At 34.2% G+C, this 24144-nt stretch carries 22 protein-coding genes and 1 tRNA gene; 4 read left to right on the top strand and 19 right to left on the bottom strand.

Translation table 11 applies throughout. The features are described from left to right. Nucleotides 1–48: 48 nt before the first annotated feature. The 7 genes from trpB to recJ all read right to left on the bottom strand — a co-directional run bounded on the left by trpB (nt 49) and on the right by recJ (nt 9671). Entirely contained in the window at nt 49–1230 is a 1182-nt protein-coding gene (gene trpB, locus BN3326_RS01625; protein WP_069997372.1) for a tryptophan synthase subunit beta, read from the bottom strand. Between the two features lie 419 nt (nt 1231–1649). Further along, on the bottom strand, nt 1650–3107 hold the full coding sequence (hemZ, locus tag BN3326_RS01620) for a coproporphyrinogen dehydrogenase HemZ (RefSeq protein WP_242875919.1): 1458 nt from the start codon (nt 3105–3107) through the stop codon (nt 1650–1652). Next, a complete protein-coding gene (locus BN3326_RS01615; RefSeq protein ID WP_069997371.1) occupies nt 3104–3742 on the bottom strand; it encodes an MBL fold metallo-hydrolase in 639 nt (212 codons plus the stop codon). Before BN3326_RS01615 ends, hemZ begins: the two co-directional genes overlap by 4 nt. 181 nt (nt 3743–3923) lie before the next feature. Continuing rightward, nucleotides 3924–4373 carry a D-aminoacyl-tRNA deacylase gene (gene dtd, locus BN3326_RS01610; protein ID WP_069997370.1) on the bottom strand — a complete coding sequence of 150 codons (450 nt, stop codon included), beginning with the start codon at nt 4371–4373 and terminating at the stop codon, nt 3924–3926. A 10-nt stretch (nt 4374–4383) separates the two neighbouring features. Further along, nucleotides 4384–6615, bottom strand: a complete 2232-nt coding sequence (locus BN3326_RS01605; RefSeq protein WP_069997369.1) for a RelA/SpoT family protein — start codon at nt 6613–6615, stop codon at nt 4384–4386. Between the two features lie 178 nt (nt 6616–6793). After that, nucleotides 6794–7309, bottom strand: coding sequence for an adenine phosphoribosyltransferase (locus BN3326_RS01600; protein WP_442857196.1), 516 nt, complete (start codon nt 7307–7309; stop codon nt 6794–6796). Between the two features lie 22 nt (nt 7310–7331). Then, nucleotides 7332–9671: a single-stranded-DNA-specific exonuclease RecJ gene (gene recJ / locus BN3326_RS01595; protein ID WP_069997367.1), complete on the bottom strand. Its 2340-nt coding sequence runs from the start codon at nt 9669–9671 to the stop codon at nt 7332–7334. A 141-nt stretch (nt 9672–9812) separates the two neighbouring features. On the opposite strand from recJ, the gene BN3326_RS01590 reads away from it, so the two are divergent. Next, nucleotides 9813–10184: a CvfD/Ygs/GSP13 family RNA-binding post-transcriptional regulator gene (locus BN3326_RS01590; protein WP_069997366.1), complete on the top strand. Its 372-nt coding sequence runs from the start codon at nt 9813–9815 to the stop codon at nt 10182–10184. A gap of 42 nt (nt 10185–10226) precedes the next feature. Here BN3326_RS01590 and BN3326_RS01585 read toward each other — a convergent pair whose 3' ends face one another. Continuing rightward, a complete protein-coding gene (locus tag BN3326_RS01585) occupies nt 10227–10553 on the bottom strand; it encodes a hypothetical protein (RefSeq protein ID WP_069997365.1) in 327 nt (108 codons plus the stop codon). Between the two features lie 107 nt (nt 10554–10660). Continuing rightward, nucleotides 10661–11422, bottom strand: coding sequence for a tRNA threonylcarbamoyladenosine dehydratase (locus BN3326_RS01580; RefSeq protein WP_069997364.1), 762 nt, complete (start codon nt 11420–11422; stop codon nt 10661–10663). 429 nt (nt 11423–11851) lie between these two features. Between BN3326_RS01580 and BN3326_RS21595 the strand changes: the two genes are divergently transcribed. Continuing rightward, the gene (locus tag BN3326_RS21595) at nt 11852–12376 is read left to right on the top strand and encodes a hypothetical protein (RefSeq protein WP_141722826.1); all 525 of its coding nucleotides are present in this window, start codon (nt 11852–11854) and stop codon (nt 12374–12376) included. Nucleotides 12377–12504: 128 nt separating this feature from the next. Here BN3326_RS21595 and BN3326_RS01570 read toward each other — a convergent pair. The 6 genes from BN3326_RS01570 to BN3326_RS01545 form a co-directional block, all read right to left on the bottom strand. Further along, a tRNA-Lys gene (locus BN3326_RS01570) sits at nt 12505–12577 on the bottom strand. A gap of 217 nt (nt 12578–12794) precedes the next feature. Further along, on the bottom strand, nt 12795–13709 hold the full coding sequence (gene secF / locus BN3326_RS01565; protein ID WP_083258453.1) for a protein translocase subunit SecF: 915 nt from the start codon (nt 13707–13709) through the stop codon (nt 12795–12797). 14 nt (nt 13710–13723) lie between these two features. Then, entirely contained in the window at nt 13724–15109 is a 1386-nt protein-coding gene (secD, locus tag BN3326_RS01560; protein ID WP_069997361.1) for a protein translocase subunit SecD, read from the bottom strand. Nucleotides 15110–15219: 110 nt separating this feature from the next. Next, nucleotides 15220–16572, bottom strand: coding sequence for a thioether cross-link-forming SCIFF peptide maturase (scfB, locus tag BN3326_RS01555; protein ID WP_069997360.1), 1353 nt, complete (start codon nt 16570–16572; stop codon nt 15220–15222). Between the two features lie 142 nt (nt 16573–16714). Beyond that, a complete protein-coding gene (gene scfA, locus BN3326_RS01550; protein WP_069997359.1) occupies nt 16715–16852 on the bottom strand; it encodes a six-cysteine ranthipeptide SCIFF in 138 nt (45 codons plus the stop codon). A 76-nt stretch (nt 16853–16928) separates the two neighbouring features. Then, nucleotides 16929–17339, bottom strand: coding sequence for a TIGR04086 family membrane protein (locus BN3326_RS01545; RefSeq protein ID WP_069997358.1), 411 nt, complete (start codon nt 17337–17339; stop codon nt 16929–16931). Between the two features lie 92 nt (nt 17340–17431). Between BN3326_RS01545 and BN3326_RS01540 the strand changes: the two genes are divergently transcribed. Beyond that, on the top strand, nt 17432–18289 hold the full coding sequence (locus tag BN3326_RS01540) for a PHP domain-containing protein (RefSeq protein WP_069997357.1): 858 nt from the start codon (nt 17432–17434) through the stop codon (nt 18287–18289). A 10-nt stretch (nt 18290–18299) separates the two neighbouring features. Next, nucleotides 18300–19151, top strand: a complete 852-nt coding sequence (locus BN3326_RS01535; protein WP_069997356.1) for an AraC family transcriptional regulator — start codon at nt 18300–18302, stop codon at nt 19149–19151. Here the strand turns inward: BN3326_RS01535 and BN3326_RS01530 are convergent. From BN3326_RS01530 to BN3326_RS01515, 4 genes are all read right to left on the bottom strand, one after another. Next, nucleotides 19136–20695 (bottom strand): glycoside hydrolase family 28 protein, encoded by a 1560-nt coding sequence (locus BN3326_RS01530; protein WP_069997355.1) that lies wholly within the window; start codon nt 20693–20695, stop codon nt 19136–19138. The genes BN3326_RS01535 and BN3326_RS01530 overlap by 16 nt on opposite strands. A gap of 15 nt (nt 20696–20710) precedes the next feature. Further along, nucleotides 20711–21598 (bottom strand): carbohydrate ABC transporter permease, encoded by an 888-nt coding sequence (locus BN3326_RS01525; RefSeq protein WP_069997354.1) that lies wholly within the window; start codon nt 21596–21598, stop codon nt 20711–20713. Continuing rightward, a complete protein-coding gene (locus tag BN3326_RS01520) occupies nt 21598–22521 on the bottom strand; it encodes a carbohydrate ABC transporter permease (RefSeq protein ID WP_242875918.1) in 924 nt (307 codons plus the stop codon). The genes BN3326_RS01525 and BN3326_RS01520 overlap by 1 nt, the downstream gene beginning before the upstream one ends. An 85-nt stretch (nt 22522–22606) precedes the next feature. After that, nucleotides 22607–23965 (bottom strand): ABC transporter substrate-binding protein, encoded by a 1359-nt coding sequence (locus tag BN3326_RS01515; protein WP_069997353.1) that lies wholly within the window; start codon nt 23963–23965, stop codon nt 22607–22609. Nucleotides 23966–24144 lie beyond the last annotated feature (179 nt).

Raw genomic sequence — 24144 nt, 5'->3', positions numbered from 1 at the left:
ACAAACAAATAGAGGTATGCACAGTTATGCATACCTCTATTTCTCATTTTATTTGTTTTTTAGTGCTAAATACTGTGAAACAGCTTCTACATCCTTATCGCCTCTGCCTGATAAATTGATAATAATTATATCCTCCTCATTAAGCGTCTTCGCATATTTCATAGCATAAGCAAGAGCATGGGAGCTTTCAATAGCCGGTAGTATACCTTCTAGTTTGCTAAGCGTAATAAGTGCCTCTATAGCTTCATCATCTGTGATGGCCACATATTTTGCTCTTCCTATCTCACTTAAATGCGCATGTTCGGGACCAACTCCTGGATAGTCAAGCCCAGGTGATATTGAATAGACTGGTGCCACTTCTTTATTTTCATCAAGTACACATAATGTTTTCATACCGTGCAATATAGTAGGTTCTCCCATTGTGAGCGTTGCCGCATGCATGTTTGATTCCAAACCCTTTCCAGCAGCCTCTACCCCTATTAAATGAACTTCATCATTATTAAGAAATTCTGCAAAAGCACCTATTGCATTACTGCCTCCACCTACACAAGCAATAATACTATGCGGAAGTTTTCCTTCAGCTTCTAAAATTTGCTCTTTTGCCTCTTCACTAATAACTTTTTGGAATGCTTTAACAATTGTAGGATAAGGATGAGGCCCCACTGCGGAACCTAATACATAAAATGTATCATCTGAAGCATTTACCCATGCTAAAATGGCTTCATCAACTGCTTCTTTTAAGGTCTGTGTACCAGACTCTGCTGCCACTACTTTTGCACCTAAAAGTTCCATTCTAAAAACATTAAGTGCTTGTCTTTTCATATCTTCTTTCCCCATGTAAATTGTACATGCCATACCCATTAGTGCCGCAACCGTTGCCGTTGCAACACCATGTTGTCCGGCTCCTGTTTCTGCTATGACTTTTGTCTTACCCATTCTTTTGGCAAGGAGCATTTGTCCTAAAACATTGTTTATTTTGTGAGCACCGGTATGATTAAGATCTTCCCTTTTTAAATAAATTTTTGCACCACCACACATCTTGGTAAATCTTTCTGCAAAGTAAAGCGGTGTACTTCTGCCCACATAATTTTTAAGATAGTAGTGAAGTTCATTTTTAAATCCCTCATCATCCTTATACTTTAAGAATGCCTCTTCGAGTTCATTGAGCGCTTCTTTTTGTTTATCTGGCACGTAAGCCCCTCCAAAATTTCCAAATACGTCTTTTAACATTGTTTAAATCCCCTCTCTTAGTGTAATTTTAAATAAAAAACCACACCGTCCTTTTTGGGACGATGTGGTTTCGCTATGCCACCCAAATATTCTTTATATAAAAATAGCGTATTTTATAAAATTATAAAATACGCCGTATATCCTTATATAAACTTGTATTAGGATACGGAATACAGCTGTATTCGATATCTTTCCTCTATAACGTGAGGTCACGGCTTAAGGCTAATCATCAAATAATTTTCACCTTGCATCTCCCAAACCCATTCTCTATTTCCTCCTGTGCTGAACCTTGCACCAATCGTCAGCTCGCTTTGACATTTAAAAATAGATACTCTCTTTGTTCATTGACTTTAATCACTATTACCTTTTTTATATCATATCCTTAATACTACCTTATTGTCAATTAATTTTTAAATAATTCACTGATATTTTATAAATCCCTGTTTTTTTCTGTCTATCATTTCATCAATTCTATTAATATAATCTTCTAAGCTTTTAACATTAGCAACACGGTCGATGCGTTCTCCATTTTGGTAAACGATTTTTGTAATTGCCCCAGCACCTAAAGCAACAATCGTCTGCTTTTCTTCCATAATCTCTATGTTATAAATACATGCCATCCCTGGCTTTGCATAACCTACATTTTCAAAGTTACCCAGCATATTTTTTTGCCTGTACATATAGTATGGTCTAAGGCCTATCCCACGTATATATTTTTCACATAGATTCAGCATTTGCTCAATAGTTTTGGCTTCTGTTAAATGATGCGTTTCTTTTTCTTCTTTAAGCCTTGACGCTCTCTTAACTGCCATCGTATGCACTGTAATATTATCTGGGTTTAACGCACACAGTTCAGCAAGCGTATTTTCTACATCACTTACCGATTCTCCTGGCAGCCCCACGATGATATCCATATTGATATTTCGATGTCCAAGGTTTCTCGCTAATTGAAACACTCGAATAATATCCTCTGTTGTATGTTTTCTTCCAATTGTATCAAGCGTCTTTTGATTCATAGTTTGTGGGTTTATAGAAATGCGGTTTACACCCATCTGCTTGATAATCCTTAGTTTTTCTTCAGTAATCGTATCGGGTCTTCCAGCTTCTACAGTATACTCTTCTATACGTTTTAAATCAAAACTATTTTTAATGTGTGTTAAAAGACTTAAAAGCTGTTCTTCACTAAGACTAGTAGGTGTCCCCCCCCCTATATAAAGACTTCTTATAGCCATACCTTGTTTTGTGCCTGCTATATAATCAATCTCTTTATAAAGGGCTCTTAGATAGTCTTCAACTAATACAGCTTTCTTCCCAATAGAATACGCTGTGAATGAGCAATATACACAGCGGGTGGGGCAAAAAGGAATTCCAATATAAAGGCTTATTTCATCAGGTTTATTTTGGTTTAAAATATCTTGTTCCTGTTTAGCTACTTCAATCAGCAACTTGATTTTGTCATTGCCAATTAGGTATTCGTCCTTAAGGATAGTAGCTATTTTTTGCTCCGATATTTTTTGTTCCATATACTCACGAACTATTTTAGCTGGTCTAATCCCAGTTAATATTCCCCAAGGCATCTCTTTGCCGGTCAGTTCACTAAGTATTTCATAAACTCCTCTTTTTAACGTCTGCTTAATATTTTTTGTGTTAATCACTTCGTCTTGATGTCTCTCAACCTGATGCTGTATCGCTATTATTTGAGATTCATTGAGAAACAATTGTACTTTAGCTACAGATTCTTCGTAAGTAGCCTCTATCAAATAGGCATCTTTTATATAAGGATCAAACAAATGAATAAGATGGCTTAATTCATATTCCGCATTATGTCCTTTAACTTTAAGTTTAACCACTTGCTTCACACTCATTTTCTTTATCATTCATAAAAATTAAAAAAAGGGTTAGTATCTTTCTCATGTTTTACAGTAGTATAAGGTCCATGTCCCGGATATAAGATGGTTGCATCTGGCAGAGTAAAAATCTGTGCACGAATTGCGCTAAGTAGCCTATTCATATTGCCCCCTGGATTATCACATCTTCCTACTGCTCCATTAAAGATAATATCTCCAACAAATGCAATATGCTCTTTTTCAGAGTAATATGCTGTACCATCTGTGGTATGTCCTGGCGCATGTATGACTTTTAAATTCATATTTGAATTTGCTTCTAAAGTAATAACATCTCCATGTTTTACATAATAATCAGCATCTACCGTATAAGCCTCTCCGTATCTTCCTGATAAATTCCATTCTGGATTGTGTAAATAATCTTTGCCTTCCTCATGAATAACTACCAAGCAGCCAAGACTTGTCTTTATCTTAGCCACGGCACCAATATGGTCAAAATGTCCATGAGTGAGCAATATTTTTTCTATTACCCACTCTTCTTGCTTGATCTTATTAAGAATTCTCTCTGCTTCATCTCCTGGATCTACTAAAAAGCCATGTTTAGTTACCTCATCTATAAAAAAATATGTATGTTCTTGCAGCATACCTACAGTTAGTTTTTGTATCATCAAGTTATCCTCCTCATTAATAGACGTCTTACTTATTATACCCTTAAATACTAGGTTGTACAATCTTAAAGACAGCTATTCAAACCGCATCAAATGATAGCCTTTTATGCTAATAATAGTAATTTATTTACCTATAAAATAGACTCTGGCATATAAATACTTCTTATATGCCAGAGCTTATTTAAAACACCTTACCGCTATCTAATAGTATAGTAACAGGGCCATCATTCACAAGACTTACCTTCATATCTGCCTGAAATTTACCTGTTGCAAAAGGCACTTCTTGCCCTGAAAGTTTATTAATAAAAGCATGGTATTTAAACTCTGCTTCCTTGACGCTTCCAGACGCTATAAAGCTTGGTCTCATACCTTTTATTGCATTGCCATACACTGTAAAATTAGGGACAACAAGAACTTCTCCCTGTATATCTTTTACTGATAAATTCATTTTACCTTCATGATCTTCAAATATCCTAAGACCAAGCATTTTGTGCATAATATAATCCATATCTTTTTCTGTATCATCTGCTTTAATACCTACAAGAACTAAAAGACCATTATTTATCTTGGCAATATACTCGCCATTTACGGCAACTGAAGCTTCTGATACCCTTTGTACAACTGCTCTCATCCCGGCTCCTTTACGAAGAAACTCTTATAATTTCTAGTACATCTCTTAGCTGTTCTATTTTTCTCGTGAGTTCCTCTAACTGATAAATATCTGTAATTTCTATCTTTACATTAAAAACTGCATTATTTTTAATTGTTTTTGCATTAAAAGACTTAACAGGAAGTTTCATATCTGTAAGAATTTTAGAGATATCTACAATAATGCCTAATCGATCCAGACATGTGATTTGAATTTCTGTCACATAGGTACGTTTTGCTACTTCTTTTTCTTGAAGCCACTCTGCATCAATAAGCCTGTCTCTTTCTTCTTCTGGCATATAATGAATATTTACACAATCTTTGCGGTGAATGGATACGCCCCGGCCTCTTGTAATATAGCCAACAATATCATCTCCTGGTAACGGTCCACAGCACTTTGAAAAACGTACTGCAATATCCCCTACACCTTTAACAATAATCCCACTCGAATGTTTTCTATTCTTCTGTTGCGTTGCAGCCGTATGATCTTGATTATGACTCTGTAAGATTTGTTCGGGTGTTACTAGCTCCTTTTTAACCTTTAGTGTCTCATCTATAAGTTTTTGAATAATCTGTCTTTCTTTCATGCTGCCATAGCCAATAGCTGCACATATAGCATCCCATGTTTTCATACCATATCTTTTACATATAGTATCTACAACTAGTGAGTCTGTTAAATAAGATAAATGATACCCTCTTTGCTTCGCAGCAATTTCTAGTAATTCTTTGCCTTTTATGCTGTCTTCTTCCTTAAATTGTTTACGAAACCATTGATTAATCTTCGTCCTGGCCTGTGTACTTTTTACAATATTAAGCCAATCCCTGCTTGGCCCCTTAGAGTTTTGGGCAGTAAGTATTTCAATACGATCGCCATTTTTAATAATATATTCAAAAGTAACTATTTTTCCATTGATTTTAGCGCCTACCATTTTATTACCTACATCACTATGGATATTATAAGCGAAATCTATAGGTGTTGACCCCTTTGGAAGGGTTAAGAGTTCTCCTTTTGGCGTAAATACATAAACTTGATCTGTATAAATATCAAGGTCAACCTTGAGTGCATTCATAAATTCTTGATTATCACTCATATCTCTCTGCCATTCCAAAATTTCTCTTAGCCATGTCAATTTTTCTTCTGACTGATCCTGTACTGTACCATCTTTTTTACCTTCTTTATATTTCCAGTGAGCTGCAATACCATATTCTGCCGTACGGTGCATTTCTTCGGTACGAATCTGCATCTCAAAAGGTGTACCTTCAACACCCATTAACGTTGTATGAAGGGACTGATACATATTGGGCTTAGGCATAGCAATATAGTCTTTAAACCTACCTGGAATAGGCGTATAGAGTTCATGAATAATACCTAAAACGCCATAGCAATCTTTTACACTACTAACTATAGCTCGTACAGCAAAAAGATCATAAATCTGATCTAATGTCTTACTTTTGTTAACAATTTTTTTATAAATACTGAAAAAGTGCTTAGGACGACCTTCTACAACTGCTTTAATACCCGCCTCTTCTATCTTTACTTTAATTTGATTAACAATATCTTCAATATATTGTATGCGCTCTACTCTTTTTTTAGCGATCTTATGCGCTAAATCATAATACATCTCAGCATCAATGTAGCGAAGCGATAGATCTTCAAGTTCCGCTTTAATCTTACATATTCCAAGTCTATGCGCTATAGGCGCATAAATATTTAAAGTTTCTTCTGCCTTCTCTTTTTGTTTTTGTGGCGGCATATATTTAAGTGTCTGCATATTATGAAGCCTATCAGCAAGTTTAATAAGGACAACTCTTATATCTTGAGCCATTGCTAAAAACATTTTACGATAATTTTCAGCTTGTATTTCTTCTTTTTGAAGCTGTTTATTCTGGGAAGTATATTGAATCTGTCCAAGTTTTGTAACACCATCAACTAAAAGCGCCACTTCTTTATTAAACAAATGCTCTATATCTTCTAATGTATAATCAGTATCTTCAACAACATCGTGTAAGATACCCGCTACTATAGATTCTATATCGAGCTCTAAATCGGCAAGTATAAAAGCAACTTCTAACGGATGAATAATATAGGGTTCTCCTGACTTTCTTAACTGGTTCTCATGTGCCTCTTTAGCTATTGTATAGGCCTTCCCTATCATTGACAAGTTATCCGAAGGGTGATATGAACGTATTCTCTTTATCAACTTATCATAAATTTCATCCAACATCGTCACCCCCTTATTATAGTAAACTTATAATTATTTTATATTATAGACATATTAATATAAAAATTCAATGGTAATATACATAATCTTATAGCATATATCATATTTTACCAAAAATTTCTTCAATCTTTTAATTTAAATAATAAATAAGCAAAGCAGTACTGCTTTGCTTATTTATTATTTAATATTTTAATAAAGATGCAATTTCATAGCCTTTTAAGACTTCTCTTCCTGGAAGTGCTTCAAGTTCAATTAAATAAACTATTTTTGCTATTTCTCCACCAAGTTGCTCAATAAGGTCAATCATCGCTTTTGTTGTTCCGCCTGTTGCTAAAAGATCATCTACAATGACTACCTTCTGTCCTTTTTTTATAGCATCTATATGCATTTCGATTGTTGATGTGCCATATTCTAAATCATAAGTTTGTGCGATATGTTCATAAGGTAATTTCCCCGGCTTTCTAACAGGCACAAAACCTTTATTCATCTTATAAGCAACTGGCACCCCAAATATAAAGCCTCTGGACTCAGGTCCTACTATTAAATCAAAATCCACATCTTGTAAAACTTCTGCAATACGATCTATTGATTCTTTTAAACCATTTGGATCCTGAAGCAGAGGGGTGATATCTCTAAATAATATACCTTCTGTCGGAAAATCTTTTATGTCACGAATAAGAGCATATAAATCCATTATAATTCCTCCTTGAAACCTCATTTTAGTTTATTTGTAGGATACTTCCAAAAAAATTTTGTAAATTTCTATACCTTAAAGAGTTTTCTAATCTTGTTTTATCTGAAGCTATAAGATCATAACTAATGCTATCATCCATAAATGTATATTCTAAAAGACCAAGTTCCTTAAATATCTCTAAGATTTGAAATAACTTATACTCGGTCATATTGTAAAAACTCAAACTTACAACAGCCTTATGTATAGTTATATATTCTAAAAGATGATTTTTCAAAAGCTTATACACTGCAATACAGTCCTTATGACTCGGAATCATCTTCGGCAACTGATTTTTATGATGTATAAATGCGTTATCATATACAGCCATAGTCTCGTCTATTGTATAATAATCCCATTCATAATAAACACAGTCCGGAGATGCTTGAAGTGGATTAACTAAAATAGTTACTTCACTATTTTTTAAACAATCTTTATTATAACATATTTTAAAACCTAAGTTAACATTTTTCGAGTTATTTTTAAACTTTCCATAAACTTTTCTAAGTCCTTCTTCAGTATAGACATTAATTATTTTTGCACGTTCCAAAGATGTGCTGTCTTTTATAAGCTTTACATGCGTGCCTTTTATTTTACCAGGATCTTTTAAGTAATAATATAGACTTGTATAGTATCTGCTCTTTAACATATCTTCCTCTGTTGATTGTATATCCTTTAATCTTAACTGTACACTTACTTTATTATTCCATACATTCTTAATAACCTCACAAGCAACAACAACCTCTTCTCCTATAGTTAGATACTCCTCAAGATAGCCCTTATAAAACCCAACAGCTTGGAGCGCATTATTGTCTTGTTCAACTGTTAGTCTTAAATGCTGATCACTTTGCCCCATAGTCTGGATATATTGAATCTTGCCTCTTACACAAAAAAGAGGCACCGGATTATAAGCCCCAAATGGCTCAAGTTTCTCAAGCATTTCACAAAAATCAAGTCCAACTTCTTTTGCACTTAACTCAAGATCTATTGCTATAGAAGGTATTAACATCTCCTCATCAATCAAATCATCAGCATATTGATTAATTAACTTGCGAAATATCTCTAGATTCTCTGCTTGTAAGGAAAGCCCCGCTGCCATTTCATGTCCCCCAAACCTTAATAAATACGCTTGAGTACCGTGGATAACTTCAAAAATATTAAAACCTTCTATACTTCTTGCCGATCCTGAAAGCACCCCATCTTCTTCTGTTAGTACAATTGTAGGACGATAATATTTAGACATAATCTTTGAGGCAACAATACCTATCACGCCATGATGCCATTCTTTTCCCACTACTATAACTATTTTTTCACGGGAAATGTCAATATTATTTTTAATATATTCCTCTGCTTGTTCAATGATACAAGCTTCCATATCCTGTCTTCTTTTATTTTCTTCATTTAATAGTCTGGCAAGAGATTTAGCACGCTCTTCATCTTCAGTTGTAAGAAGTTCTACACCTATTTTAGCGTCACTTAATCTTCCTACTGCATTTATTCTAGGAGCAATTTGATAGGCAATCATATTAGATGAAATCTTTTCTTTTATATCACCTTCACGGGTCACTTTAATAAGTTCACGAAGGCCTATATTGCGTGTATTTTGCATCGCCTCAAATCCAAGATAAGTAATCACGCGATTTTCATGAATAAGCGGTACAACGTCTGCAATCGTGCCTAAAGCAACAAGATCTATATATTCCCATATTTCCTCTTCAATATGATCATAAATAGCTAGTGCATGAATAAGTTTAAACGTTACGCCAACCCCAGCTAAAGCATCAAACGGATAAGTACTATCTTTGCGCTTAGGATTAATAATACAATATCCCTTTGGAAGATCATCCTGGCATTCATGATGATCCGTTATAATGACATCAATGCCTATTGTATTCGCAAATGCCAGTTCTTCTACTGCAGCTATTCCTGTATCCACAGTAATAATAAGATCAGCATACTCGCTTATTTTTGCAATGGCATCTTTATTAAGCCCGTAACCTTCTGTCTGTCTATTTGGAATATAGTACGATACGTCATACTGCGCTTTTTTTAAAAACATATATAAAATAGATGTACTTGTTATACCATCTACATCATAATCACCATAAATAACAATATGTTTATGATCTTGTCTGCACTGCACAATGCGCTCTACTGCCTTTGTCATATCATTTAATAAATAAGGAGAATGCAGTCCCTCTGATGTTGGATTCAAAAATTTCCGAATCTGATCCTCCCCACATATTCCTCTATTGTTTAGTATCTTCTCAATTAAATTTACACCTGTATAGTCTGAATCAATTTTCCATTTATAGGTGCTAGGCAACATATTCATTCACCTCCCTTGAAGTCTTTACTATTATAGCATACTTTATAATAATATTTGACGAATTATTTTGCAAATCACTATACACTAGGATTAGAACTATGCTATAATGTAGAAGTTATTTATTTTAATAGGAGTGTTGTCATGTCGGAAAAATTTCAAGTAGGTCAAATTATTGAAGGAACTGTGACAGGTATTAAGCCTTTCGGAGCGTTTGTTTCATTAGATGAAACAACACAAGGCCTAGTTCATATTTCACATATTACGCATGGATATTTAACCAATATTAATGATGCGATCAAAGTAGGTGAACAGGTCAAAGTTAAAATTTTATCCATCGATGGAGAAAAAGGTAAAATTTCTCTCTCCATTAAAGAAGCAAAAGAAAATAAGCCTACATCTTTTAAAACTCCAAAGAAAGAAAATACGCTTGAAGGTTTCGAAAATCTTATGAAAGATTTTCTTAAGGTTTCAAATGATCGTCAAGCTGATCTGAATAAGCGTCTAAATCGTTAATTTAAGGCACCATCCTATAGGATGGTGCCTTTTTGTTAAGTCTTATATTGCAACACCCATTTTTTTAATTTCTGACATATTTAATGGGATAATAGTATTATTTTCGCACATTTCTATATCTAGAGCATGTTTAAGAACGACTTGTTCTTCAAAAAAAGCTTGATATTTTTGTTCTTCTTCATAGTAATCAATGCGGTGAATATTCCCCTTCTCTATGATCTGTTTTTCTCTTGGATCATAAAGCAGATAGCAGACACCATATAATCCAACATCTTTAATGAGTCTCATGGCATAGCTTGTTTTAATATCAAAGCTAAAGCGCTCTTTTTCCCCATTCTCCTTATTGGCTAGCAGTAAATAACATCTCATTATTTCATCCTCCCTCTAGTTTCTAGACCCTTACCTTTTGTATTGCATAAAGGTTGTCTATAAAACTATATGTGAGGATGACTTAATGTATAACTAAATAAGTAGGATTATTTTTTTTCATCATATCCTATAATATCTTTGATGACTTCACCTGCAAGAATGAGTCCTGCTACCGCTGGCACAAATGCTACTGATCCAGGGATATGTCTTCGTTCGACGCAAGTTCTTTCTTTATTAGTGCAAATGCACTCAGTCTTACATCCTCCGCCAAGTTCTATGGGTTTAATAGGTTTTTCTTTAGAATAAACAACTTTTAATTTCTTGATATCTCTTTTTTTAAGTTCGTGTCTCATAACTTTAGCTAAAGGGCACATACTCGTTTTATAAATATCAGTTACTTCAAGTTGTGTAGGATCAAGCTTATTAGCTGCCCCCATAGCACTTATAATAGGAATTCCCATCGCTTGGCATCTTTGTATCATATCGATTTTAGAAGTCACCATATCGATGGCATCCACAACATACGAATAATCTGCACTTAATAACCTTCCTGCACTTTCAGCATTATAAAGTTCTCTAAAAGCAAGCACTTCTGCTTTAGGGTTAATTTCTAAAACCCTTTCTTTCATCACTTCAACTTTAGGCTTACCTACAGTTTTTCTTGTCGCATGGAGCTGTCTGTTAATGTTAGTCAGACACACATCATCGTCATCTACTAATATCAATCGTCCTACCCCGCTTCTTACAAGAGCTTCAACAGTATAAGTCCCTACCCCACCAATTCCAAATACAGCTACAGAACTTTGTTTTAATTGATTTAACCCCTCTGTACCTATAAGCATCTCAGTTCTCGAAAACGCATGTAACATTTTATATACTCCTTTTAAATTAGTATTAATATAACAAGTATGTTATTCTATTTCTCACATCGCATCAAATGCTATGTAGTCTAGGTCCTATTCTATAATATGGCGTATTAATCGTTTTTTATCCAATCAGTCTACAAAGCCTAATATACAACATGTTTTCAAATACTATAATATAGTAGAAACTCTTAATATAAGAATTAACTCAAATATAAAGCCGCATATTATTATAATGCATTTTATCACTTCATACAATAATATGTATTCATTTTTATACTTATTGCATATCACAAGCTTTGCTTGTCATACTGCCATAAATGAAAAGTTGAGAGCGTTTTTCTTTCAGCCTTATTGTCTTGCCAAACAATACATATTCTTTATAAAAAGGGTTATCTTAAATAGGTATATAATATCAATAACTAGAGGTATACCATGAATCAGAAAAATAACTTTATAACACTAATCCCCATTATTTCATTAACTCTCATTATACTAGTTTGTTTGCCACTCTCTGCGTCTTCAAGAACATTATCAAACACACTATTAACTTCCACGTCTTTTTCTGCAACTACTCATCAACAAACGATATCACGCTTTATTGATGAGATAAAAACAATACAAAACAGGACGCTTCAATTAATGCAACTTGCATTGGAAAATCCAATTAAGGATCTATCTGACTTTAAGCGAAATATTAACTTAGTTAATAACAGCGCCACTATTCTCCGCCGAGACATATTAGAGTACCAAAGAACAATACCAACTGATAGCATTGAATATAGGGATATATTACTTATCTTAAATGCTCTTAATTATAGTAAAAATGCACTATACTATCTGGACCTATTCTCTCAAACAACTCTTAGTTTTGAAAAATCTAAATTATTAGAGATTTTTTATCAATCTAGGCTACAAAGTATTGATGCACTAAATACAATTGAAAATTTAATTTTATAATACAAAAAAGTCGCTGCACAAGTGCAAACGACCTCCTAGCAAGCCTTATACAGACTTTATTTGTTCACTTATTTTGTGGTGGCAACTTAGTGGGTATAAACCTCACTTGTCACTTTTCACAAAAATCATGAGCCATCTGGGACTCGAACCCAGGACCCTCAGATTAAGAGTCTGATGCTCTACCAACTAAGCTAATGACCCTGATTAACAAAACTTACCTTTTAGACTACAAAAAATATTATATCACACTATTGTCTCTTGTCAACTCTATAAAGCTTATTTTTATTATTTTAAAAAATATAGCTTTTATTTCTAATACACTTTTACCATATTTTTTAAAATACAATTGTTAAAAATATAAAAACAAAATAGGCTATACCATTGTGCATATAATGATATAGCCTATTTAAATAAAAGATTAAGTTGTTTTAGGTTTTGTAGTTTTGTTACTATGTCTTTTAAGTTTTCTAAGCTCATACCACAAAGGACTAGCTATAAAGATTGAAGAATAGGTTCCTGCTGCAATTCCTATAATAAGTGGAAAAGCAAATTGCTTAACCGACTGCACACCTAAAATATACAGAAGTACAATCATAATCAATGTCGTAATAGATGTGTTAATAGAACGTGTTAAAGTCTGGTTAACACTTTCATCTATTATTTTAGCATCATCCGCATGCATTTTCCCTTTGTTCTCTCTAATACGGTCAAAAACAATAATCGTATCATTAATAGAATACCCTACAATAGTAAGCATACCTGCTATAAATGAGTTGTTAAGTGGAATACGAAATACCGCATAAACCGCGAGCATTATTAGAACATCATGTACCAATGCCGCAACTGCACTCATCCCAAATCTATAATCTTTAAAACGATAAGTGATGTATATTAATATCAGGATAATACCTACTACAACAGCCTGAAGTGCACCAAGTTTAATCTCATCGCTAATTGAAGCAGATACATCTGAATCCGCCAGTGGAATCTCATCTGATAAACTATACTTTTCTTTTATTGTATCAAATAATTTTTTTCGAGCGGCAACCTCAGCGCGTTTAGTTGTAATAATGACCCCTGTATCTCCTGCCGCTGTAATACGCGGCGCAGTATCACCAGTTATTTCTGTCACAATTTCAGCTAATTCATTTCTTAGCTCTGGTGTTAATTTGCGCTCCATATTAATTTGTACAATTGAACCACCAGTAAACTCTATATCTTGGTTAAAAGCACCTTTTTGTGTTATAGCATTATAACACATAGTAAGTAGCCCAATAAGTATAACTGCTGCTGATAAAATAAAGAACTTCTTTCTATTTTCAATAAACTTCATGATCTAGGCCCTCCTTACTCTGTTTTTTTAACAGCTGTATATAATGCTGGATTTTTTATTTTCATACCTACAAAAGATTTAAGAATAAGTCGTGTCACAACAAGTGCTGTAAACATTGAGATCACAATACCAATTCCTAAAGTCGTTGCAAAACTCTTAATAAGTCCTGTTCCAAAAATATAAAGTACAACAGCTGCAATAAGTGTCGTCACATTACCATCTAGAATAGCACTAAATGCCTTGCTAAAGCCAGCATCTACTGCTGCTGGTACACTACGGCCTAGAGTGAGTTCTTCTCTAATACGTCCAAAAATAATAACATTTGCATCTACTGCCATACCAACTGAAAGCAAAATCCCTGCAATCCCTGGTAAAGTCAGCGTTGCACCCATACCACTTAAAACTAAAATAACAAGTCCAATATAAAGAATAAGTGCGATATCTGCTGCAAGTCCACATATTCTGTACATAACAAGCATGAAAATGAGGATTAATATAAATCCAAACATTCCTGCCTTAAGGCTCGTATTAAGTGATTCCATACCTAATTTAGCACCTATACCACTAGAATTAATGGGTTCAAGCGTAAATGGCAGTGCCCCGGCATTAATACCATCAGCAAGATCTTTTGCAGCATCTGGCGTAAAGTTCCCTGTAATACTACCTTTACCATCTGCAATATGTGCCTGTATAGTAGCATAACTTAACAAAGATTCATCAAGCATAATAAAAATAGGATTTCCTATATTGTTCTTTGTAAACTCTGAGAATAGAGCTGTTCCTTCTTTATCCATTTCAACGCTAACTACTATTTCTGTCTGACTGGCTTGTGGTGTAGCCTTAACTACATTTTTACCTGTAACTATTTCATTGCCCTCTTGGTCTAAAAATCTAAGCATCCCTGCTGCTCCAATTTCTTCTATAGCCTTTTGAGGATCTGCTACACCTGGAATATCTACTCTTATCCTATCATTTCCTTCAAGAGAAACTTCAGCTTCCGTATAGCCTTTAGCATCTAATCTCTTTTGAATCATTGTACGAGCAGCTGTCATCTCATCTTCTGTAGGTCTTCTATCAAGTTTAGGCTCATAAACAATGTTAACCCCTCCTTGAAGATCTAATCCTAATTTTATCGACTTATTAGGAGATATTTGGCTTTCACTCGTATCAGTTTCAGCTTCTTCTGCTATTTCAGCTTGTCCCTCTTCACTTTCCTCTACTGCTTCTTCTGTTTCTACTTCTTCTGTTTCTACTTCTTCTGTTCTTTCAACTTGAGCTTTTTGTTGGCTCTTCCCTACATTCATAGATGCGTTATAGGCTGCATAACTAACTCCTCCTACTATAACTAACATCAGTATGAAAGAAAAAAGGCCTTTAAGCTTAGCGTTTTTGCCCTTCATTGTCTTTCCTCCTTAAACTCCTCTTTAAGCTTACAATAAGTTGATTATATAATTACTACAAAATATAGTCAATTAAAAAGAATAATTATATCATCTTTTCTTTTATTTTATCATATAAGTTGTTCAGCCCTCATGCCAATTGCACATTCCAGCCTTTTCTTTTGAAGATCACAGCCGATATCATAAACTGCATGAATATCGCCATGAAAATTATAGGAATTTGCAGCACACCCACCGCTACAATGGAGCTTTGCCCAACATTTTTTACATGCATCTTTGCTATATACATTACATTTTTCAAACTTGGCTCTAAGATCTAATGCGGTAACCCCGTCAGCAACATGTCCCATTTTAAACTCAGGCAAACCTACAAACTGATGGCATGGATACAAGTCCCCATTTGGTGTAACTGCTAAATACTCTGTTCCTGCCCCACATCCTGCAAGCCTTTTATGCACGCAAGGCCCATCTTCTAGATTGATCATAAAGTGAAAGAAATTAAAAGATTCACCTGATCTAGCAAGATTAAGCATATGTTTTGCTAGCACTTCATATTCACTGCATATTCTCTCTACATCAGCTTCTTGCAAGGCATAATGCATGCTAGTTGGTGCAACCACTGGTTCAATAGAAACTTCTTTAAAGCCTGCCTCAGTAATATGTTTAACATCTTCTGCAAAATCAAGATTATGATGGGTATAAGTCCCTCTTACATAATACTGTTTACCCTTTCTTTTTTCCACAAGCTTTTTAAATTTTGGCAGAATGATCTCATAACTTCCTTTGCCGTTAGGGGTCGGACGCATAAGGTCATTCACCTCTGGCCTGCCGTCTAAACTCAAAACAACATTGTACATATTCTCATTAAGATACTCTATAATCTCATCATTTAAGAGTACCCCATTTGTTGTCATAGTAAACCTAAAATGTTTTCCTGTTTCTTTTTCCCGAAGTCTTGCATACTCTACGACCCCTTTTACAACTTCAAAATTCATAAGGGGTTCACCACCAAAGAAATCTATTTCTATATTATTTCGGTGCTTAGAATTTTCAATAATAAAATCTACTGCCTTTTTTCCTACTTCAAGACTCATCATACCGCGTTCCCCATGATATTCTCCCTCTCCTGCAAAACAATACTTGCAAGCTAGGTTACAATCATGTGCTACATGAAGACAAAGCGCCTTAACCACAGGCTCTCTTTCTAAAAACGCAGGCACAAACTGCTCATAAGAATCTTTAGTATAGAGCATTTCATGATCTTTAAGCTCAGTCAATTCTTCTATAGCTTCTTCAATTTCTTTTTCACTAAAAATCTCTTTATATTTCTCTATGATAGCGTGCTTAGACAAAATAGGTAAGTCATCCACTATTTCATACGCTATATCATCTAGTATGTGAATACTTCCGCTATGTATATCCATAACAATATTAGAATTTTCGAATTTAAACTTATGGATCATGCCATCATCCTTTCTCTTTATAGATCACATTTACTATAGCAACATCCTTGTAAAGAAGGTATATTTTGCAAGTTATTTATACTTTTATACGCTTCTTTGCCAAAATAAAAGCAGCGACCAGAAGTCACTGCTGCATGCAAAATTATTTTTCGCAAGCTTGATTTCCTACAGTACAAGATGTTTTACAAGCTGATTGGCATGATGTTTGACATTCTCCGCATCCACCTTTTTTTGCACTGCATGGTAAATTTTTAGTGTTTAATGTTTTAATGTGTTTCATAGTGATATTCTCCCTCCTGATTACAAACCTGTTTTATTATAACATATGTTAATAGGTTTGCAAACAACTTAAAGAGCTATTTTCCATAATTCACTGAAATCATTCCCGCTATAGTACTGCTAATAAGAATAGTGAGTGCTATTGTGAAAATAACGGATGGTGCCAGTCCTTTGAGTTCTTTAACCATTGTACCTAATATTAGAAATAAAATAAAGTATAATACACCACCTAAAGCTCCCCACTTATAGCCATTTCTTGTATCTACTTTTGCAGTATCAAACCCTGCTAAAAAAGCCGATAAAATAATACCAATAAGTACAATCCAATTCTCAACAGCTGCCGAGGCATTTGTGTATGTAAGAACAATAGAACCTAATAGAATAAAAATTGCAGTTACAACATATGCCATTACATTTGCTTTAAGCATCGCCATAACTGCTTTTGGCATATCAAGCGTTTGTTTGCTTTTTGATTTATGTTTAACCATCTGCTTCCCCTCCTTTATCATTAAAGCTACTAATATTTTACGTGCATTTAAGCATAAGTATGATAAAATAATACTATAAAGGAGGAAAATCTATGAAACTAATTGATTTGCACGTTCATTCAAATATTTCTGATGGTACACTCTCTCCAACGGATCTTGCTATTTATGCAAAGGCTAAGGGATTAAGTGCCATAGCACTTACAGATCATGATACTATTTCTGGGATTGAAGCGTGTGCGCTTAAAGGATTAGAAATTGACCTTACAGTAGTCCCTGGCATAGAATTTTCAGCTGAATATAAATCCGGAGAAATTCACATTCTAGGTTATTATATTGATCACCATAGTGATATTCTTGAAGAAAAACTAAAATCTATTATACAGAACCGTGTACAAAGAAATGCTAAAATGGTCGAAAAACTTAACACCTTAGGACTTATTATTACGGAAGCTGATCTACTGGGTGATAATCCCCCTGAAACCATCTTAACACGTGCCCATGTTGCAACTGCGCTTTATAAAAAAGGTTATGTTAAAACCCGTAGTGAAGCTTTTGATAAATATATTGGGCATGACAAACCCGCCTACATACCGCGGGTTAGAGTAACGCCTGAAGAATGTATCAAAACCATTCATCTTGCTGGCGGACTTGCAGTCCTTGCACATCCAAATTTATATGGACTTACGTCTTTTGATAAAGAGCTTCTGTTAAAGGAACTTATTACACTAGGTTTAGATGGTGTAGAAACACACTATTCTACGCATACTAAAGAAGATGTCCAAGAGCTTTCAGCTTTATGTTTAAAATATAAATTATTGCCCACTGGGGGCAGTGATTTTCATGGTGAAAACAAACCTGGACTTGATATCGGCATAGGTTACGGGGATCTCAAAATTCCTTATGATATCCTAGATGCGATGCATAATAGACTAGGATCAGCACATAAATAAGGAGGTTTTTATGGTTAAAGATGTTGTGTTTGAACCGCACTATGACTTTTTTATAGATAAAACTGAGAAAAGAACTTTTTATAATATGGATTTTTTTCATATGCATAAAAAATATGAAATTTACTATCTTCTTGAAGGTTCACGAAAATATTTTATTGATGATTCCATTTACTTGGTAAACTCCGGAAACCTTGTTCTTATTGATGCTGATGCTGTACATAAAACAGCTAATATGGGGGATATTCCGCATAGTCGTATTGTCATCAACTTTAGTCAAAGCTTTATTGATGACTTTTCAATTCATCTTAAGTCTATGGATTTAACTTCTATTTTTAAAACAAAATTTACAGTTCTGCCGCTTTCTTTTAAGTATAAGCTTATTATTGAAGGTATATTAAATAGACTTGTAGAAGTGGGTATTGAAAAACCTGATGATCATAAAGTTTTGCTGCAACTTCTTCTATCGGAGCTTCTCATTATGACTAAAGAGTATATTGAAATACTTAAAGAAAAAGAATATGATTCTCATCAAATTGTTAATACTAAAGTTGATAAAATTTTAAAATATATAAGTGCAAATTATAGCGATGAGCTTACCCTAACTTCTATAGCTGAAAAATTTTATATAAGTCCTTTTTATTTAAGTAAAATATTTAAAAAATCGACTAACCTCTCTATCGTGGAGTATATCAACAGCTTAAGAATTAGGGAAGCAAAAGAACTACTTGAACGTTCCTCCGTAAAAATCGCTGATATAGCTGAGAAGGTTGGTTTTTCAAGTAGTTCTCACTTTAGTAGAACTTTTAAATTAGTTACAGGACTTTCGCCTCAACAATATAGAAAATACTACTCTACTAAATAATCTTCAATATTTTCTAGTTGTAAGGCTTCTCCTAATGGATTGACCAGACTAACATTATTAAGTCTTAATTTAAGTATATTTTTAAATATAAAGCCAGATCTCACAAGTTTATCCTGAAAACTTAACATTTCTGGATAATCTGCTTGAGCATCTTCCTTATAATTTATATGTATATTACTAAAAGAAAGACTCCTAATCTTTTCTTCTGGCAAACCATACATAAATCCTGCGCACACTTCAGTATTAATGCAATGAATATTTTCAAACGTAAGGGCTCCTATTAAAGGAGTTCTTTCATCTTTGGGTAACTTTTCTTTACTCCATACATATTCTGTTTTGCCATCACTATCACAAAAGTAGAATGAGTTAATCGTAAATGGCGTAAGGACTCCATCCATTTTTATATTTTTAACATAAATACTATCAACGATTGCAGTGCTGCCTCTTCCTCTTCTTGTTTTAATTCTAATACCTCTGTCTGTATTCATAAAAAAACATTTCTCTACGCATACATTTTTTACGCCGCCAGACATTTCACTGCCTATTACAACTGCTCCGTGGCCATATTTCATTAAACAATTTCTGATCTTGATATTTTCACTTGGTATAACAACTGACGGCCTTACTGCATATTTACCTGATTTAATAGCCACACAGTCATCTCCTAAAGAAAAGTTAACACCTAGAATCTCTACATCATTACACGATTCAGGATTAATGCCATCTGTATTAGGTGAATCTTTAGGGTTTTCTATAGAAATATTAATAAACTGTATTTGTTGACACCTAACTGGGTGAATCGTCCAAGATGGTGAATTTTTTATCTGGACACCTTTAACGATGACGTTCTTACAATTTACTAAATAAATTGTTCTAGGACGCCATGCACCTCTTTTAGTTTTACAATCCACCCACCAATCCCCAGCTCCTGCATTAGCATCAATTGTTCCTGTGCCTACTACTTGAACATTTTCTAGATCAATCCCTGTAATAAGACTTGCGTATGCCTCCGCTGGTTCCCCTTCCCAAAAAGACAGACAATAACTTTCATTTCTATCAGTATTGTGTACCTTGCTTGGTAAAATAGGATAGTCTTCTCTTTTGCAGTTCCCTAATAGTACAGCTCCCTCTTCTAAATCTAACGTTATATGACTTTTTAAAAAGATAGCAGTACATCTGTAAACTCCTTTTGGCACCACAACCCGTGCCCCCTTCGGAGCAACTGATATTGCAGCTTGTATTGCGCCGGTATCGCTATGCTCCCCATCTCCTACTGCTCCAAAATCTCTTATATTAAGTACTGCCGATTCAGAATGGGTACATAGTATTTGAACATTTTCAGATGTATTGTCCTCTGTAACTAACTTTATTTTATATTCTTGATTAGCCTTCAAATTAGAAATTGTAAATACATTGGTCGTCACTGAATACATCAGCAAATCATTCACATATAAATTATAGGTTTGGTCTGAGAAATAGCAAGACTCATTTTCTAATTCAATCGTAATCGTGGTAGCGGTTATATTGACTGCATGCCATTGCATAATAGTATCTCCTCTCTAACCTTTTATACCACTGCTTGAAATTCCCTCAATAAAATACTTTTGTGCTGAAAAGAAGACAAGAATAGATGGTAAAAGCCCAAGTAACGACATCGCAATAATCTTGTTCCAGTCAAAAGAGCCACCAGTTGCATCCATTGACATTTTTAAAGCAATAGTTAAAGGATACTTTTCAACTGAAGATATGAAGATCAATGGCCCCATAAAATCATTCATGGTCCATAAGAAAGTAAATAAGCCACAAGATATAATAGCTGGTTTTAATACAGGTACCAAGATGTATATTAACGTCTTAAGACTGCTGCACCCATCTATTTTTGCAGATTCATCTAAATCTTTTGGAATACCTCTAAAAAATTGCACTAACATAAATACAAAGAATACATCGGTTGCAAATAATGATGGTAGTACCAATGGTACATACGTATCTAACATACCAAATGTTTTCCACATCATATAGCTTGGAATTCTTAAAATAATATTAGGTAGTAGTAATGTACCTATTAAAATAGCAAAAAAGAGTTTTTTATATGGAAAATTAAATCTAGCAAAACCGTAAGCAGTAAGCGTTGCTGAAATGACTACGAAGATCGCTTTAGGAATAACTATTTTAAAAGTATTTAAGAAATAATGTCCCATTGTAAATTCAGTTGCTGTCTTCCACCCTTGTATATAGGGCGTAAAATCAAGTGACTTTGGTATAAAACCTATAGATGTAAAAATATCTGCATTACTTTTAAAAGAAGCTCCTACTAACCACACAATAGGGTAAAGCATAATAATCGCAACAAAAATAAGTATAATATACAAACATACTAGCTTAGTATTTCTTCTGAGTTCTCTCTTTCTTTGTCTTGCATACTCTGAATTCACGCCTGCATTCATTATGATTCACCTCCATTATCGTTGTAGAATACCCAATACTTAGAGCTTTTAAATGTAATTAATGTAAATACCATTATAATAATGAATAAAATCCATGACATAGCACTTGCATAACCCATGTTATAATATTTAAAAGTATTTTCATAAATCATCATAGGTAATAAATAAGTACCTTTCATTGGCCCTCCGCTTGTAATGAGGTATGGCGCAGTAAACTCTTGAAAAGCATGAACTAACTGCATAACAAAGTTAAAAAAGATAACAGGTGTTATAATAGGTAACGTTATATTAACAAAATTTCTCATTTTCGTCGAACCATCTACAGATGCTGCTTCATAAAGCTCGCCTGGAACTTCCTTAAGTGCAGCGAGGAAAATAACCATCGTAGATCCAAATTCCCATACTCTAAGAAGTACAATTGTAAACATAGCTGGTGTCGCTTGGCCAAACCAACTTACTGGTGCTATATTAACAACCCCCAGCACCTGATTAATAAGCCCATCAGTAGAGAATAAAAACTTCCATAAAATAGCTATAGCTACATTAGATCCTAAAATGGATGGGATATAGTACGCTGTTCTAAAATAGTTAATACCTTTAAGGTTCATATTGAGTATAGATGCAACAAATAGAGAAAACGCTAATTTTAAAGGTACAACAAAAATAACATATTTACCTGTAACAGTTAATGCTTTAATAAAATCTTTATCTGCAATCAGGCGTTGAAAATTTTCGAGGCCCACAAATATTGGTGCACTCATCAAATTATATTCTGTAAAACTTAAATAAAATGAAGCAACAATAGGATAAAGCGTAAATACCAAGAAGCCAATTAACCATGGCGCTATATAGGCTAGTCCAATCCATTTATCCTGTTTAAAACTTGCTTTTTGCACTTTTTTTACTGCATTGTCTTTTTCCACTTTCGGCCCTCCTCCTTTATATCATAGAGTAAGAGTATTCTTGTACTATACAAGAATACCCCTCTCTATCATAAATAGTTGTCTATTATTTTGTTAATTCTGCTAACTGTGCAGTTAATTTTTCATGCATTAATTTAGCTGTTTCTTCGATAGAAGATACTTTATAAGAAACACGATCGATTGCTTCAGTGTAAATTTCTTTCATTTTTGCATTTTCCATATAAGGACTAATAATAGTTGGGTTACTATTATTAATTTGCTCTGTTGATTCAAATGCTAAGCCTTCTAATTTGCCTGCTGCTTTTAAAGCTTCTAAAGCAGATGTACTTGTTGGAATACCTCTTGATGTACCCAATATCACTGCAGCTTCTGGGTCATTTAATAAGAAATTTAGAAGCATTGCTGATTCTTCTGGATATTTTGTATTTTTGTTAATTGAGAACATAAGAGAAGGTTTCATAAACCAGCCCGTCATTTTTGAATCTGGTAACATTGGAAGGTCACCAAGAACAAGTTCTTGACCTTTTTCAACTAATGGTTGCTCATATTTACCTACTGAACTACCCCATTCAAGTACCCCTGCTACTTTACCATCAATCCAGCTTGGCGTTTGGAAAAGTGGTGTTGTTCCTGCTTCATTTGTTCTTGCTTCAACGCCTCTAACTACTTTTTTATCTTCTAAAAGTTTATAAAATTCTAAGCCTTCTTTGATATCTTCCTCTGTAAACCCGAGTGTTCCATCTGCATTGATAAAATCTTTTCCTGTTTTTTGTTGCATATAGACAACGGCTAAATACCAAGTTGTGAATCCAGCACCATTGTCAAGGTCAAATGGGTAAAATCCCGCTTCATTGAATTTTTCTGCTGAAGCAATAAGTTCATCCCATGTTGATGGAATAGTTGCTCCAAACTTATCAAAGGTTGTCTTGTTATAGAAAGCACTTCTTCCTGTAGTAGATACTGGAACAGCATTTAAAATATTATTTCTCATACCAAAAGCTAATGCATTTTCAGAATAATTGTTAAGCTCAAGAATGCTGCTTAACTCATTGAGATCATAAAATCCAGAACCGTCTTTTGATAACCTAGCTAACCAGTCATAGTTAACTTGGATAATATCTGTTGCTGTATTGCCAGCAAGTTGTGTTGTTATCTTCTCTGGATGACCATCCCAGCCGCCATACTCTGATTTTACTTTTATATTTGGATTTAACTCCTCAAACTTTTTAATAGCGTCCAATGTAGCTGTATGTCTGTCATCTCCGCCCCACCAAGAAATTCTAAGTTCAACTTGCTCTTTGCTATCAGCTGGTGTTGCTGCTGGTGTATCAGTTTTTTGTTCTGCTGGAGCTGGTGCTGGTGCTGGCTTATTCCCCCCTGCACATCCAACCATTGAAGTTGCTAGTAAACATGTTGCCATTGACATTGCTAATACTTTTTTCATATTATACCTCCCAGATTATAAATAAATAATTTTAGATTACCAAACTACTATGTGCAAAAAACTCCTGAATATGTTCTAAACCCCCTTTAGGATATAATTTTCTTTGTATTCTATCCTAGCTTGATTAAATAAAAGTCTTGAATATCTCTAATAGTTGCTTATGATTTTCTTAACTGTTT

Origin of the sequence: Cellulosilyticum sp. I15G10I2 (assembly GCF_900095725.1) — a bacterium.
Taxonomy (GTDB): domain Bacteria; phylum Bacillota; class Clostridia; order Lachnospirales; family Cellulosilyticaceae; genus FMMP01.
Note: the sequence above shows the minus strand (reverse complement) of the source record. Positions and strands in the feature narration are given on the sequence as shown.